The organism is Rhodococcoides navarretei (assembly GCF_038069675.1).
Taxonomy (GTDB): domain Bacteria; phylum Actinomycetota; class Actinomycetes; order Mycobacteriales; family Mycobacteriaceae; genus Rhodococcoides; species Rhodococcoides navarretei.
Window position 1 is genome coordinate 4,309,195 of record NZ_JBBPCN010000001.1, and the last position, 14,417, is coordinate 4,323,611.

The 14,417-nt window shown below is 62.1% G+C and carries 15 protein-coding genes; 9 read left to right on the plus strand and 6 right to left on the minus strand.

Annotated features, from left to right (window positions below; all coding sequences use genetic code 11):
- Positions 1 to 186 precede the first annotated feature (186 nt).
- The 7 genes from AABD04_RS20275 to AABD04_RS20305 all read left to right on the plus strand — a co-directional run bounded on the left by AABD04_RS20275 (position 187) and on the right by AABD04_RS20305 (position 8,391).
- Complete coding sequence (locus AABD04_RS20275) at positions 187 to 1,563, plus strand: tyrosine-type recombinase/integrase (protein ID WP_231893742.1); 1,377 nt, start codon at positions 187 to 189, stop codon at positions 1,561 to 1,563.
- A gap of 35 nt (positions 1,564 to 1,598) precedes the next feature.
- The gene (locus tag AABD04_RS20280) at positions 1,599 to 3,380 is read left to right on the plus strand and encodes a hypothetical protein (protein ID WP_141215008.1); all 1,782 of its coding nucleotides are present in this window, start codon (positions 1,599 to 1,601) and stop codon (positions 3,378 to 3,380) included.
- A complete protein-coding gene (locus AABD04_RS20285; protein ID WP_094642678.1) occupies positions 3,377 to 5,470 on the plus strand; it encodes a hypothetical protein in 2,094 nt (697 codons plus the stop codon). The genes AABD04_RS20280 and AABD04_RS20285 overlap by 4 nt, the downstream gene beginning before the upstream one ends.
- Positions 5,467 to 5,901, plus strand: coding sequence for a hypothetical protein (locus AABD04_RS20290; RefSeq protein WP_042940335.1), 435 nt, complete (start codon positions 5,467 to 5,469; stop codon positions 5,899 to 5,901). The genes AABD04_RS20285 and AABD04_RS20290 overlap by 4 nt, the downstream gene beginning before the upstream one ends.
- A gap of 614 nt (positions 5,902 to 6,515) precedes the next feature.
- Positions 6,516 to 6,851, plus strand: a complete 336-nt coding sequence (locus AABD04_RS20295) for a hypothetical protein (protein WP_141217217.1) — start codon at positions 6,516 to 6,518, stop codon at positions 6,849 to 6,851.
- Positions 6,852 to 6,932: 81 nt separating this feature from the next.
- Positions 6,933 to 7,733 (plus strand): matrixin family metalloprotease, encoded by an 801-nt coding sequence (locus AABD04_RS20300; RefSeq protein ID WP_008720606.1) that lies wholly within the window; start codon positions 6,933 to 6,935, stop codon positions 7,731 to 7,733.
- A 1-nt stretch (position 7,734) separates the two neighbouring features.
- Entirely contained in the window at positions 7,735 to 8,391 is a 657-nt protein-coding gene (locus tag AABD04_RS20305; RefSeq protein WP_143545005.1) for a hypothetical protein, read from the plus strand.
- Positions 8,392 to 8,761: 370 nt separating this feature from the next.
- Here the strand turns inward: AABD04_RS20305 and AABD04_RS20310 are convergent, their stop codons facing one another.
- From AABD04_RS20310 to AABD04_RS20325, 4 genes are all read right to left on the minus strand, one after another.
- Positions 8,762 to 9,613: a hypothetical protein gene (locus AABD04_RS20310; RefSeq protein WP_341442282.1), complete on the minus strand. Its 852-nt coding sequence runs from the start codon at positions 9,611 to 9,613 to the stop codon at positions 8,762 to 8,764.
- An 87-nt stretch (positions 9,614 to 9,700) separates the two neighbouring features.
- Positions 9,701 to 9,865, minus strand: a complete 165-nt coding sequence (locus AABD04_RS20315) for a hypothetical protein (RefSeq protein ID WP_341442283.1) — start codon at positions 9,863 to 9,865, stop codon at positions 9,701 to 9,703.
- A 542-nt stretch (positions 9,866 to 10,407) separates the two neighbouring features.
- On the minus strand, positions 10,408 to 10,620 hold the full coding sequence (locus AABD04_RS20320) for a hypothetical protein (protein WP_341442284.1): 213 nt from the start codon (positions 10,618 to 10,620) through the stop codon (positions 10,408 to 10,410).
- A 286-nt stretch (positions 10,621 to 10,906) separates the two neighbouring features.
- Positions 10,907 to 11,167: a hypothetical protein gene (locus tag AABD04_RS20325; RefSeq protein ID WP_341442285.1), complete on the minus strand. Its 261-nt coding sequence runs from the start codon at positions 11,165 to 11,167 to the stop codon at positions 10,907 to 10,909.
- A 432-nt stretch (positions 11,168 to 11,599) separates the two neighbouring features.
- Here AABD04_RS20325 and AABD04_RS20330 point away from each other — a divergent pair, with 432 nt between their 5' ends.
- Together AABD04_RS20330 and AABD04_RS20335 are read left to right on the plus strand one after the other, a co-directional pair.
- Complete coding sequence (locus AABD04_RS20330) at positions 11,600 to 11,968, plus strand: histone-like nucleoid-structuring protein Lsr2 (RefSeq protein ID WP_341442286.1); 369 nt, start codon at positions 11,600 to 11,602, stop codon at positions 11,966 to 11,968.
- Between the two features lie 5 nt (positions 11,969 to 11,973).
- On the plus strand, positions 11,974 to 12,096 hold the full coding sequence (locus AABD04_RS20335) for a hypothetical protein (protein ID WP_279393588.1): 123 nt from the start codon (positions 11,974 to 11,976) through the stop codon (positions 12,094 to 12,096).
- Positions 12,097 to 12,120: 24 nt separating this feature from the next.
- On the opposite strand, the gene AABD04_RS20340 is transcribed toward AABD04_RS20335, so the two are convergent.
- Positions 12,121 to 13,830, minus strand: a complete 1,710-nt coding sequence (locus AABD04_RS20340; RefSeq protein ID WP_341442287.1) for a ParB/RepB/Spo0J family partition protein — start codon at positions 13,828 to 13,830, stop codon at positions 12,121 to 12,123.
- 99 nt (positions 13,831 to 13,929) lie between these two features.
- A complete protein-coding gene (locus AABD04_RS20345; protein ID WP_243610782.1) occupies positions 13,930 to 14,217 on the minus strand; it encodes a hypothetical protein in 288 nt (95 codons plus the stop codon).
- Positions 14,218 to 14,417 lie beyond the last annotated feature (200 nt).

Sequence of the window (14,417 nt, forward strand, 5' to 3'; positions counted from 1 at the left end):
GTCCGCCTGCGGATCGTCCGATCGCGAGCGCGATGTTTTGTGCACGGATGGACAGATGTCCACGTACTGTTGCCCACCATGCCGAGACCTGGTTGGCGTGTTTGTATCACTCCACACGAGTTGGTGCCGCGGCCAGCGGTGCCGGACACAAATTTGGAGTGGCCTGGGTTCGCGCGGCCAGAGTTGGTGGCCGGCACGCCGTTCCTCATTGACCCATCATTTGAGTATGACATCGAGTTGAATGCCTTCTTCAGATCAGTCGATATGCAGGCGAAGGCGCGCCACACCCAGGTGGGCTACGCCCGCGATCTAGCCGCGTTTTTGAACTTCGTTGCTGTCTCACGAGACAGAGCTCGTTGGTGCGACGTCAACGAGGCTGACCATCTGGCGTACTGGCGCTGGCGCAGGATCGACTCTCAAGGGCCGCACATACAAGGTGCGACATGGGACCGAGAGGTTGCCGCAGTCGACAAGTTCTATCGATGGCAGGTCCGCGCGGGCCATATATTGAACAACCCTGTGCCGCAGAGAGTTCGACGACCAATGCCGTTCGGCGCGGGCCTCGTCCGTCATGACTCTTCGACCACAACACCGGCAACCTACTCGCACGATGCCGCGACGGATCGTATCGAGTGGCTCCCACCCCAGTCCTACCGTTTATGGCGCGATGTCGGGATTCGCGGATATCGCGCCGACGGTGTCCACGACACCGGGTTTCGCGGTCGCTGGGCGGCGCGCAATGCATCATTCTGCGACTTGATGGTGCGCACCGGCATGCGGTTGTCCGAGCAAGCGGCGCTGACGGTATTCGATGTGCCAACAGCTCGCGGTCTCGGGGGCTATCAACGTTTTTGGCTGCCGACGGCCATCGCCAAAGGTCGTTCGGCCCGCCGAGTCTACGTTCCTGAATCCGTGATCGCCGACCTGATCGGGTACGCGACACTCGATCGCGCGGAGGTCATCGCCCGCGCACGCGCCTGCGGACGGTACGAACAGGTTCGCCGCCCGCTCGTGATCCCTGATCCGCATTCGCCGGTCGTCGTACAGACTCGGTCCGGTCTGCGATCGACCGTGAAAGTTTCCAACCTCGATGCCGACGAACGACGCCGCTTGCTCATCGACGGGCCCGATGGCTTGACGCCGGCCGCGTTCTGGCTGTCGGAGTTCGGCACCCCCATCGCGGTCTCGACCTGGAAAGACATGTTCGCAGTCGCCAACACACGGTGTCGTCGAGCAGGAGTTCCTCTGACTGCACATGCTCACCTCCTGCGGCACACGTTCGCGGTGGTGACTCTGGAACAGCTACAGCGCGGACATATCAGCGCGATGACCGAAATGACTGCCGAACAGCGAGGGCAATGGACACAGATCTTCGGTGACCCTCTGGACTGGGTGCGACGTCGCCTCGGACACCGCTCCGTGGTGACAACACAGATCTACTTACACGCGCTGTCGGAATTGGAAATGGAAACGCGAATGATGTTGGTGCCCAACACATGGGAAGATCCCCGCGACACTCCACTCGACGTCTTCGACGTCGCCACTGAGAACAAAACACAGTGAACGGTCGCGGCAGTACCGGCACCGGGCGCCGCGCGATGCTCCCATCTGGCCCGTACACACCGACCGAAGGCGAACACGCCATCGCCTCCGGCCTCACGGTCCGATTCGATGGTGAAGACGGCCGGACTCTGCTGGTGGACGTCGCGAAGATGGCGCTGCCCGGTTGGCACACGGCAGTTGCAGAGGCTCTGGCCCTTGCCCTCGGGGCGACGGGACGCAGCAGGACGCTCAGCTCAGCGAAGGGACTGGTTACGAGGGTGCGATCCATGCTGCGATCCCTCTCGGAACTGCCGGATCCACCGACCGGACCACCGTTGCTGGAGACCGCCCACCTCCAATCTGTCTACAACCAGCGCAGAATCACGCAGAAGGACGTCTACGCCTGGCGAGGCATCGCACTTTTCGGACAGTTCCTGACGTTGCCACCGCTGGTCGATACGGTGAATTCATCAGTGATCGACTACACCTGCCGCCAAATCGGGCAGACCCGGATTGGCCAACCTGGCTACTCGGACGGAGAGTTCGATCGTATTCTCTCAGCCGCTCGGTCAGACATCACCGCATTGCGCGATCGAATTCGACTCTCGGAAGCTGCAATAGGACAAACGGGTGAACAGGAAGGCTTGGAGGGCGACAAAGAGCTCGTCGCGATTGCGGAATCAGGAGTCGTACCCCCGAGCCGGAGCTTCAGCGCGCACGTCGTCAGACTGGAGCTTGCGAGCCGGCTCTATATGACGATCCGGGACCTCGCGCCAATGCTCGTGTTGATGGTGGCGCTGACCGGCCGCAATATCGAAACCATCAAAGAGCTCCCCTGGGAACACCGAATCCTGGAGACACGCGCCGTCGAAGTTCGTGTCATCAAACGCCGCCGCGGCAATCACCGATGGTTCGAGACCGCGACGTGGGAGATCGGGCCACCGGGTCGCGAACTGCACTATCCCGGCGGTCTTTACCTACTGCTACACGAACTGACCACTCGCAGCAGGAACACTTCTGGCAGCGCATCCGTTTGGTCGATCTGGCGTAGCGGCCACAACACCGGCCTTCGCGGTATCGAAGAACATTTCGACCCATTCGCTCGCGAACTGACCGCGACAGCAATCAACCTTGCCGGATGGCGCACCCGGCATTGCCTCCACGCTGACGTCGTCGACGGAACGCCCCCGGCTCCGCTTGCGGTCACCGGCAACCGGATCAAGACCACGGCAGACGTGCGCCGTACCAAACAGATCGGCGGTCACCTCCCGTCCGCTGCCCGGAGCAACACCATCCCGGTTCTGTTCCGGAACTATCTACGCGGAGACCCGACAACACAGGAATGGGCACACACCGTTGTTGCGGCTGCCGTCAGCGACGCCGAATCGAGCGCTCTGGCAGCACACAGACGGGCGCTGCACGTTGCAGGAGGCACACTGAACGTGCAGCCGGAACGCTCCGCCACCAATCCTCACGGGGATACCCCGCCGACGCACACAGACGCAGCCGATACCGCCTGGTCAGCGTGCCGGGATCACGACCACCATCCCGCCACCGGGAGAAGCTGTCGCGCATCGTTTCTCGACTGCTTTCACTGCGGAAACTGCGTGATCACGCCTGATCACCTTCCTGGACTGCTCGGATTGCTCGATGCGCTGGCGGCCCGCCGCGATCAGCTGTCGGAGGCCGATTGGTGGGTCCGATACGGACCGACGTGGGCGGCCATCCGCCATGACGTTCTCTCGAAGTTCAATCGGTCCGAGATCCTGGCGGCAACGGAGATCAAACCCACCGATGCACTTCTCGATCTCGTCGAATCACCATGGGAGCAAACATGACCAACGCCCACCCTCAACCGTCGACGTCGCACCCGTTCGACGAACGATGCGTACTGAACGGGCGGCCGGTGCGCCCGGAGACAGAACTCAGCCGAGCTTCCCGATTCGTAGAGGACGTCTGGGATCTCAGTCCAGCTTTCTTTCAGCAACATCATGTTGCTCTGATCCTCGACTTCACATCCGTGCCGTCTGTCTATCGCACCGTGGCCAAAGAACTTTTCATCGGGCTGCTGGGCGGGCCTGCACCCGCCAGAGGACGCGGCTTACCGAAGGTAGCGACGATTGCCTCGATGTTGCCCACGCTCCGCCACTTCTTCTCCTGGCTCGCTTCGCGACCCAACCTGCGCCAGCCGCTGCTATCGGAGTTGCAACCTTCCGATTTGATTGCGTACCAACTGCATTTGCTCGCGACGCAACCCACTCTCACGGTTCGTGATCGCTATCGCAGTTCGGTTCGGTCGCTCTATCGCTACCGCGGACTCATGGTTACCGATCAGCTGACTTTCGACCCGTACCACATCGATGGTTGGAGCGAGTCCGGCGACAGGAGCGGGCCAGACAACGCGACCGCCAGAATTCCGGAGGCGGTGCTCGGACCCCTACTCACCTGGAGTCTGCGGTTCGTCGATGAGTTTGCATCGGACATTCTCGCGGCAGACCGCGAGTGGCGACGAGTTCGATTGCAAGAAGGGGTAGTTCCGCCCGAGGCAAGGCGTTGGGTAGAGAAGGATCTGGTCCATCTGTTAGCTGAATACCGTGACGCAGAACGCCCACTACCGGGACACAACGGCCAACCGAGCTTTCGCCACCTGTCCCGCCTGCTTGGATGCGATCGCTCGACCTTGCGGACTTACCATGACCTCATCGAGGACACAGCTCGACTGGTCGGGGTCGACAACGATGTCTCGTGTGACGTGGTGATCAACGGACGGATCAACGGGTCCCCCTGGATTGACCGCATCCTGTTCAATCGGCGTGATCGGCAGGCCGGGATCTTGCACCTGCTGTCGGCGCTGAGCGCAGCCTGCTACGTGATCATCGCGTTCCTGTCCGGCATGCGTGACAGCGAGATCAAGCATCTGCAGCGGGGCTGCATCAGCGTCAAACGTGACCCTCACGGCAGGCCCTACCGGTGGATGATCACCAGCCTGGCGTTCAAAGGTGAACGCGACCCCACCGGAGTGCAAGCGACCTGGGTTGTCGGCGCTCCGGCCGCCCGCGCCGTGGCGGTCCTCGAACTCCTCCAACCCCGTAACGAAACCCGGCTGTTCGCACCCTCAACTCATGGCACCGCTGTGCGGATCGGCAAAACCGCCGCCCACGTCAATTTGACCAAGACCACGAACGACCACATCAACAATCTGGTGTCCTGGATCGATGGCTATTGTCGCGCACATGATCTCGCAGAGGACATTCCGGCTGTGAATGCCCAAACGTGGCGGCTGACAACCCGCCAGTTCAGACGAACACTCGCCTGGTTCATCGCACGCCAACCCGGCGGATCCATTGCCGGGGCAATTCAATATCGCCACCAAGCTGTCCAGATGTTCGAGGGCTACGCCGGCACATCGGATAGCGGTTTCCGCGCCGAAGTCGAGTCAGAGGAGGCCCTTGCCCGAGGGGAGGGTCTGATGGCAATGATCGATGCCCACGAACACACCGATCTCGTTGGACCCGCCGCCGACGAAGCCCGCCGACGTCTGAGCGAGCTCGAGTCGAATATCCGATACCAAGGACAGGTCGTCACCGACCGGCGTCGGCACGACCGCTTAATACGCCGATTCGACCCAGCAATCTATCCAGGCCGATACGCCACCTGCGTCTACGATCCGGACAAGGCACTGTGCACACGCGCACAAAACCTTTCGGGCCAGAACGCGCCGACGCTCGGTGGTTGTCGACCTCTCGAATGCCGCAACGTCGCGCTCACCTCAGGCAACCTCGACGAGTTGCGTTCGGAGAGCTCCGATATCGAGCGCGAGCTCGAACGAACACCGTCGCTGCCTCCGTTGCTGCAGCATCGACTACGGCAACGGAGTGAGCAGATAAATCAGTTCGTCGACCGACACGATCCGAACTCAATCCGATGAGTAAACGCATCGACCTCCCGAGCGAGCAGGACGTCCGTCGAGTGATGACAGAGCACATCGAAGACGCAGCATCGGCCGGCGGCCGCGCCACTGTCATCGGCCTTGCCCGTCGACTGGGTCTGTCCAACGCAACCTTCTGGCGGCACTACCCCGCTATCGCTGCCGAACTCAGAGCCGCTTCCGTCGCAGCTCCCGTCGCCACACGGCATGACGACCGGACCGAACTCCTTGCCTCCAACAAACGCGTGCAACGAGACAACGCGGCGCTGACTCAAGACCTCACCCTCGCACTGGCCGTCATCCAGCGGCTAACACTCGACAACCACGCCCTACGGAAAGAACTGGAAACAACGTCAGGGGTGACCTCCCTGCAGTCACGCTCGAGCTCCGCGGACGCTGTCGTGGGCGCGTGTGGCCGGCAGGACCGCTAAGCCTCGATCCACCGATAAAGCTGCAAGATACTGGGCGTCGGGGAGGAAGTATCCTCCGACCAGAATTAATTCGAGTTCTCACACAGCGAATCAGACCAGACCACTCCGAGTATGTTCACCGCTGTCCTTTTTGAGATGACTCGTTCAGCTTTTGACGTCGGATGGCAGATACACCAACGACAATGCTTGCGATCCCAGCCGCGAGGACAAGCGTTGACAGCGGATCAAATTCATTAGTCTCCACACGCGTGTCAAAATCCTGTGCAGCGCAACGCACGACGACTAGCGGTAGGAGGGGACGACTGGACTCGACGTCGACAGCCCCCGGATAAGCATTCTCGCAAATTTCTGAGGCCGAGCGACCGAGCCCAATCTGGCTGGTCGCCCCAAATGCAACACCAACGAGCAAGACGCCGATTAGAACCAGCAGGACAGCTGGCCGTAGCCACCGAGAACCTGTATTGCTCATGCGTTCGAAGTCTAGCCGCCGTCGAGTTGGCGGCGGTCACGGTGACCGAATTGTGACCAAACTCGTGTTCGCGTGTCTCTCCAACGGTGGGCAAACTGACCGTACTGTTCGGTTCGTCCTTGATGCCCTTCACTGTGGGAGCTCCATGAAACCGAGCAGGCTACCTCTCAAGTCGCATATTGGCGATCCAAGCCCATTGATCAATGTCCGCTTCAGGCAGCATCGGACGCGAAATCAAATTGTCGCTCGAAGAATGTCACTTATCGGTGCGTTAATTACATCCCTTGCATTGCTAGTTTCTACACCTGGCGTTGCGAACGCCGATCAATTTCGCAACAACCAGTGGGTATTCGGCTCCATCGAACGCGAATTTATCGATTTCCTTTCCGGTGCTAACCAATACGGCCAAGGCGGCACCTCGAGTATCGGAGAACCCACCAGTGGCGAGCTTTACGCAGGAAACAGCAACGAGGGGCGGTAGCAGGAATTCGGGTTTACTAATCGCATTTACTGGTCGCCGAATGTCGACCCAAACAAAGGTCGTCAAATCGGCGGCTTGATCATGAACAAGTGGCTTAATTTGCCATCGCGTCAGTACAGAACGTATGTCAACGGCCCGTATCAGTACGAGAAGCGAAGCGACGAACGTGGACGACTCGGGTACCCGGTCACACGTGAGAGCCCTGCTTCTGGCGGGCGGTACAACAACTTCCAGGGCGGCGCGATTACATACAAGTTCGGAGCCACATCTGCCTATGCCACCTGGGGTAACATTCGCGATCAGTGGGCTGCGCAGAACTACGAGCTTGGACCCTTGGGCTTCCCGAGCAGTGATGAGTACCTGTGTCAAGATGGAACAACGTCCAATGATGGTTACGAGTCATATGGCGCTTCCGGACAGAACTTCCAGAACGGCCAGTATCTGACGTCAGGACGCAGGCCGCCGACATTGGGCTACAGCTCAGTCCTCTTCTCCAAACTCACCTATCAGTCATCTTCCCAATACACGACCGCAATTTCGCAGGCATCCACTGCTTGGAATGCACTTGGGAGCGTCCAGGTTACCCCCTATGACCCTGTGAACCCGACGCTCACTAATGTGGAAATTTCCGACGCCAACCGTCCGGACGTCACATGGGCCGGGCTATACAGCAACACCGACTTTGGGGTGGACACTATTCAAATGAATACAGCGAAGCTCGGTAACGCCAGTAATCAACGGAACGTTATGACACACGAGATGGGTCATGCGCTCGGTTTGGCGCATAACTGCAAAAGTCAGCTGATGGATCCGATTTCAAACTCATCGGTTTTTGCGCCGCAGTTCATGGATCAAGCCGCCTACCGTCAACTCTGGGGATGACATGATGAAGGTCAGAAGTTTAGGATCAAAGTACGGCACGGTGGGCGTTGCGAGCTTATTCGCCTGCATTGTATTAGTTGGCTGCAGCACTTCGGCAGGCACGCAACCTGGAGATGCTGGCACGACTGCCAGCGTGACTACGCGCACACAAGCAGTGGAAATGGACTCGGCTTTCGATGTGACAGACCCTCAGCAGCTTGCCGGTTGGGCCGACGCGGTCTTCGTCGGAACAGTGATTGAGCAAGTCGGTACGAAGGCAGTTGGGCCGTTTCCCGAGACGCAGTTTTCTGTTGAGGTGCTTCAGACCCTAAAGGGTGACGTCGCGGGCCAAATACTCGTCAATCAGCAAGGCGGGTATGGCACCGACGGTACGTTGTACTTACTGGACGATGACCCACTGATCGAGCCGGGAGCAACATACCTTATGTCGGCTGGCTTCTTGCCGTCCGAAAACTGGTACACGGTCGCTCCACGCGCGGGCAAAGTGACGTTGTCAGCAGAGGAAGTTGCTGCCGTCAGCGATGGAACTGCGCGGCGATCAACCGATGAGCCAGCGCCGGTCGCAACAATGCGAGATGCCATCGACAACGAGATTCCGTTCGATCCGAACCGCGAATCGGAGCCCGTCAGCTCCGAACCGCCAGTGCCACCAAGGTAGGTGTGTGACTTCAGTCGACTGGACCGGAAGCTGATCTTCACGTCCCACCAGTGCAGTTCGGGGGTGTATGACTTATTCCCGAACTGCACTGACGTTTTAGCCTGTCTTGGCTGTCGACGGGCCAAATCCTCATCCGCGGTGGCTCCGCTACAGCGGCAGCTCATGGTCCGAGCGTGATTCGGGCAGGTGTCGAACCCTCGTTGGTGATGGCCCGAAACAGCGGGATACTAATCGGATGCACAGTGGTCAGAGGCAAACCCCGTCTACAACACGTTCACTTTCACTGCCCTCGGTGGGTCGACGATGCGTCGGGTGGGTGGCTCGAAGGTGGTGGGCCAGGCATCGAAGATGCCGGCGGAGTTGTCGGTGGTCATTGCGCGACGGCGACGGCGACGGGCCGGTGGACGGTGAGGTCGGCGGCGGGTGCGGGTGTCCAGCGCAGGCCTGTCTGACCGAAGGTGGGGGCGGTGAGGGTGTAGCGGCCGGTGCGGTGCGGCGTTCCGCGTCCGTGGACGGTGGTTTCGAGGGTGATGGACTTGATGCGTCCTCTGCCCTGCTCGATGCCGCCGTAGCCGGCGACGGTGGAGGCGATCGTGAGATCGATACCGGGCATGTGTCCGTCCGTCAGCAGCAGCACACTCGCGTGACGACGGTTGCGTGCGAGCAAAGCCCTTGCGCGCGTTGGTGGTACGTCTCGTCCGTGCACGGTCGTCACGACCAAATCCAGCCCGTCGAGACAGATCGAGGCGGCGTCGAGCGGGTCCCCTGCCCCGGGATCGACGAGATGCACTCTCGCGAGATCTCCGCCGTGTTCGTGGACGGCGAGCAGGCTCAGCCGTGGTTGGCCGATGAGGGCGACGTGGTGGCCGGCGGCGGAGGCATCGGCGATGAGGGCGATGAGTATCGATCCGGCGCCGGTGACGGTGATGGCGGTTCCGCGGGCCAGGGCTCGACGTGGGAGCAGCGCGGCGAGCGGCGGGGGTACGGGCATGGTGCGGAGGGTTTTGCCGCGTACAGCGGCGGTGAGCGGTTCCGGATCGTCGACGACCGGCGTGACCCGATCGATGGGTTGAACCCGTTCGGGCGCGGCGATAGTGGGCAGATCGGCAGGCGCGTGGTCTCGGCGGCCGCCGGGGACGGTCGCCATCCGGCGGCGGAGGACGTCGAGCTGGGCGGCTTTATCGAGTCCGGTGAGGTCTTCGATCGCGTCGACGGTGGCCATGTGGATCGACCTTTCGCCGTGCCAGTGGGAGCTACCGCCAGAGTATCGAACACCCGTTCGAGTTGTCGAATGAGCTGGTGAGGCAGGTCAGCGGGGAACGGAGACTCCGTCGAGGTCGGCCGCTGTGAAGGTCCAGGCGAGGTGCCGGTACAGACGCAGGGTGCATTTGACCTGTTCGAGGGCATGAAGAACGGTCGGGTGGTCGGGGTCGTACCCCTCGTCTCGGACGGCTTCTCGTTCGTCGTGGTCCATACCTGCTTGGACGCAGTCGGGTTCGAGTTGGTTCCGACAACAGTCATTCGATCGAATGACTGAACTCAAGGGGCCTGAGTTTTAACGACTGGCGGCCATACCGAAAAGAGCAGGTGAACGCCCCCACGAAGTGGGGCGATGTCGACGTAACGGGTTGTTCACCGACACGCCAGACTTCCAGCGAGCCGAACCTCGATTTCGGCGGTACCGTCGCCATTAAGTCACAACCCGAGAGGGGGTGATGGAAGATGATTTATCAGCGCAAGAAGAGGAAGAGCCCGGTCAACTGGGGAGCGGTGGCGACCGTGATCCAGTTGGCCAGGATCTTCATCGGACTCTTCAGTTAACGCAATCATCTGAAGCAAGTTGGCCAGGTTTCCATTGCTACGGGGGCCTGGCCTTCTTGCTCCCCGAGGTTAGTCCAATGTCGGACACATGTCAGTCCAACTGTTCGGCGTGGCGTTTCGAAGTCTTCGAAAAACACTTGAGCACGCTCTGGGACGGGCGATCGACCCCGCCCGGTGTGGGCGGGGCCGTCCGGCTTAGAGCTTGAGCGGCTGGATCGGTTCGTCGGTGCGGTGTTTGCCGAGTAGGCATTCCCAGGTCCGGGTGTCGAGCTGCTCGGGTGTGACCCACTGTCCGCACATCGTGGCGTGGTGCACGTCCGCGTGCAGTCCGCCCAGGTTGTGGGTGGCCATCGTTGCGCCGCGGTTAAGGGCGGCGGATGCGATGGCGGAGAGGCGATCTGGAAGCATGGCGAGTTCCTTTCGAGGTTCGGATGAGACGTAGCGATCGGGCATGACGAGGGTGGCCTGTCAACCCCGAAGAGCGGAGCGTGGGTTGACTGGTCGGGGTCCCCGGCATGTCAGACTCGGCGTCCTCGTACGCCCCCTTTGGTGACCCATAGGGGGCGACGCCGCAGGCGGCGAGGTGGTGCTGCAGGTACACGTGCAGTCCGCACGGACGTACAGCTCCGATCTGGGAGACAAAAAAAGGGGGGCCCGGCCCCGTGGTGGGACCGGGCCCTGGAGGGCCTGGTGCTCAGTGGGTGCACCAGAAGGACCCGACCGGGATGGCCGCTCCCGGCTGTCTGCGACACCACCCGCAGGTGGTGTCGTGCTCGATCCGGCCGAGCACTCCCTCGGCCTCCTCGATGAGGATGGGCAGCTCTACTGCCCTGGCGAGCGCGAGCGCTTCGGTGGCCCACCGGGCCGCGCGCGGATCCCCAGCGGGGGCATTCGCGGCTGCGCCGATGAGGCCGGTGATGATCTGGTGATCGTTGAGCAGTTCGCAGTTGTTCATGTCAGGGACACCTTCCAAAGGTTCGGATGAGACGTCCCCGATCGACATGACGAGGGTGGCCTGTCAGCCCCGAAGAGCGGAGCTTGCGGAGCGTGGGTTGACTGGTCGGGGTCCCCGGCATGTCAGACTCGGGCGACTCGTACGACCAAAAATGGTGACCCATATGGGGCGGCCCCGAAGGGGACGTGCGGACGCGTTCACGCGACCGAATACGGTTGCACTGCAACGCCTGTGGTTGCTTCAATCGCTCACCTGTGGCCCAGCGGTATTGCTTTCTCGCAGCCTGTGTGTCCGTTTCCGGGAAATCGGATTCGGCTCGATAGCGGCTCGAATTACCGTGTCGATGAAGAATGCGGATATCGACGCTGGTTATCCTCGAGACGACGAATGCGGTTGCGCATTGCGAATGTGTCGATGAAAGGTTTTCCGGCTGTGGCCAAACGAGTGACAACCCAATTGGTGGACGATATCGACGGGTCGGTCATCAACGACGAGTCCGGCGAGACGATCGAATTCGCGATCAACGGCGTCGAGTACTCGATCGACTTGAAAGCGAAGAACGCCAACGAGTTTCACAAGAAGCTCGACTACTACGTCGGGCATGCGACGCGGGTCGGTGGCCGCAAGCGTAAGCCCTCCCCCGCTGCCGCGTCGAACGCGACAGCGGCCGGCGGATCGGTCAAGCGTGATCCGGAGCAGACGCGGGCGATCCGGCAGTGGGCGTTCGACCAAGGTTACGAGATCAGCGAACGTGGCCGGATTCCGGCCGACATCGAAGAGGCGTACAACGCCGCTCACTGATGTCGGTGAGCCGCCTGCGTCGACGTGAGCGGGTGCCGATGGTGGTGCGCCGAGCGGGGGAGCTCGAGGGCGGCGGAGCCCCCTCGACCCGGGCCGGGGACGAGGCCACCAGGTGGCGGGCAGCGTAGAGGTACCCGCCACCGATGCCGGTCCTAGTCGGTGACGCTCTCCTCGCTGAGCGCGTCGTATGCCTGTTCCGGTGTCATCGTCCCGGCTGCGACCTTCTCGACCGGAATCAGCTCGTAGCCCTGCTCGGCCAACAGTCCCAGGTAGTTGTCCTGGTTGGAGCCTCCGACTCGCTTCCACCAGTCCTTACCGGTCCCGCTCATCCGCGCTTCGTAGGCGGCGAGGATCTGCGCGAGCGCAATCACCTGCGCGCGTGAGTCGCTCGCCTTGTCGATCACCGGTGCCAGCGCATCACGTGCGGCCCGCTCTTTCCAATCGCCATAGAGGCTGGTCGTCGGCTCGGCCACGCTCACTCCGAGCAGCTCCGCGAGGTACTGCGACGCCTTGTTCTGGGTGAGCAGTCCCGGCTCGTCGACCAGGGTGTCGGTGATCCACTTCGCGGCCCCCTTCGGCAGGGTCTTGCGAGTGAGGAACTTCGACACGAACTCCTTGCGGACCACAGTCGCTGCGAGCGATGCGACGTTGAGCGCCTTGGTCCGTCGCCGGGCTGCCCGTTCTGCTTCCTTCGCCGCCGCCTCGGCGGCGAGCCGCTTCTGCTCGGCCGCCCGAGCGACTGCCTCGGCGTCGGCGGGATCGACGTTTTCTGCGGGTTCGGCCAGTGCGGCTGCGAGGATCGGCCCCGGCTTCACACCGGCGGCGTCGGGGTCGGCGGTGAAGTACTCCGGCACCCATACCTCGGCGGCGGTGATGTCCTTGTGGTGGTGCAACCCCTCGTCGGGTGTCGCTTCGGGGTCGTCCTGGGTGTCCCAGTCGATGCTGTCCTCCTCGATCACCGCACCTGTCGCGGTGAGGGTGAACTGGTCTTCCTTCGACAGCCACACCGCCCAGTGTCCCGCTGCGCCGTCGATCACGGCGTCGGTCACAGCATCACCGTCGACGGTCACCAGATCGTCTGCACGCAGGTACGGGCCGCCGTAGGCCGGTTCTTCCTCGAGGACGGTCAGCCCTTGCTCGACATACGGTGCGCCTGCTGCGGCGCGGGCCTTGCGGACGGCACGGTCCTCGAGCAGCCGCTGCGCGGTCCACCGGAAGTCGTACCGCGCAACTCCCAGTAGCTTCTCGACGGCGGCGGTGTCGCCCTCTGCGTCGAACACGGCCACGATCGCGGCCTGATCGAGAGTCAGCTGCCCCGCGTCGAGGGCACCGATCGCAGTCTGCGAGCGGCCCGCTGCCCCTGCCGCTTTGACGGTCTCACGCTTGACCTGGACGGCCTTGGCGATCTTGGGCACCGACAGACCGAGTTCGAGCATGTCGGTCACGGCCTTCGCGCGCTGACCTTCGGTGAGGCCGATTCTGCGGTCGTTGGCGACGACCTGCTGGGTGAGGCGTTCGATTTCCCGGTCCTTGGCCTTGCTGGCAGTCGGCACGATCAGCACTCGGACGCTGTCGACCCCGGCTTCGATCGCGGCGAGGGTGCGAACCTGGCCGTCGATGACAACGGTGTGGTCGCCGTCGCGGCGCGCGAGGATCGGCATCAGCACACCGTGCTCGATGATGGAGGCGACCATGTTTCGGAATGCCGGTGACTCGGTGTCGACCTCGCTGCGGACGTTCGGGCCGACCTCGAGGGCGGTGGGGTGCAGGCGGACGACGTATTCGCCCGCCTCCACGACCGGCGTGGTGCCGGTCGTGGAGGCTTGCGTTGCGGCGGTGGTGGTTTCGACGCTCGCGGTCATGGTGGTGTCTCTCTCCTGATAGATTCTTCGGTTGGAGACACCGGGCAGGTAAGGACTGTCCGGTGTTTTCTTGTTGTCCGGGCCTGTACGGGCCTGGGGCTACTTCTGGACGGTGGCTGCCTGGTGGTGGCCTTCGAGCCGTGCAGCGTGGATCTCGGCCTCACTGGCTCCGTTTTCGCGTGCGGTGCACGCCCAGAACGCGGCCCGCTCGAGGTGCGCGTCGACGGTGGTCGACTTCGCGTCCGCTGCGGCCCGGTTGACCTGCTCGGTGTAGGCGGTGACCTGCGCGAGTGCGTGGGTCTTGACCTGCCCCGGTACCTGACGGATCGCGGCCATGACTGCGATGCGCAGTCCCACCGTCCTCGGTCCTGTGATGGTGTCGTGCATGTCGCGTACTTCCCTTCTCAACTGGTGGCCTGACCCTTTGCCCTGCCACGTTTTTTCGCCGTTTCTGGCGTGAGGAGAGAAGTCAGCGCACGGGGACGACGGGGCAACCCCTCGTCTCGGACAGTTTTCGTGGGAGCGCAGCGACTGCTCGACGAAAAGTGTTCGGAGCCTTGGCCGTAGCGCAGCGGAGCGAGGGGTTG

Bases quoted from the DNA above. Each gene is read 5' to 3' on its own strand.
- AABD04_RS20345 (WP_243610782.1), bottom strand. From the start codon at position 14,217: ATGCACGACACCATCACAGGACCGAGGACGGTGGGACTGCGCATCGCA.
- AABD04_RS20340 (WP_341442287.1), bottom strand. From the start codon at position 13,830: ATGACCGCGAGCGTCGAAACCACCACCGCCGCAACGCAAGCCTCCACG.
- AABD04_RS20280 (WP_141215008.1), top strand. From the start codon at position 1,599: ATGCTCCCATCTGGCCCGTACACACCGACCGAAGGCGAACACGCCATC.
- AABD04_RS20300 (WP_008720606.1), top strand. From the start codon at position 6,933: ATGAACAAGTGGCTTAATTTGCCATCGCGTCAGTACAGAACGTATGTC.
- AABD04_RS20320 (WP_341442284.1), bottom strand. From the start codon at position 10,620: ATGCTTCCAGATCGCCTCTCCGCCATCGCATCCGCCGCCCTTAACCGC.
- AABD04_RS20290 (WP_042940335.1), top strand. From the start codon at position 5,467: ATGAGTAAACGCATCGACCTCCCGAGCGAGCAGGACGTCCGTCGAGTG.
- AABD04_RS20295 (WP_141217217.1), top strand. From the start codon at position 6,516: ATGAAACCGAGCAGGCTACCTCTCAAGTCGCATATTGGCGATCCAAGC.
- AABD04_RS20310 (WP_341442282.1), bottom strand. From the start codon at position 9,613: ATGGCCACCGTCGACGCGATCGAAGACCTCACCGGACTCGATAAAGCC.
- AABD04_RS20285 (WP_094642678.1), top strand. From the start codon at position 3,377: ATGACCAACGCCCACCCTCAACCGTCGACGTCGCACCCGTTCGACGAA.
- AABD04_RS20325 (WP_341442285.1), bottom strand. From the start codon at position 11,167: ATGAACAACTGCGAACTGCTCAACGATCACCAGATCATCACCGGCCTC.
- AABD04_RS20305 (WP_143545005.1), top strand. From the start codon at position 7,735: ATGATGAAGGTCAGAAGTTTAGGATCAAAGTACGGCACGGTGGGCGTT.
- AABD04_RS20315 (WP_341442283.1), bottom strand. From the start codon at position 9,865: ATGGACCACGACGAACGAGAAGCCGTCCGAGACGAGGGGTACGACCCC.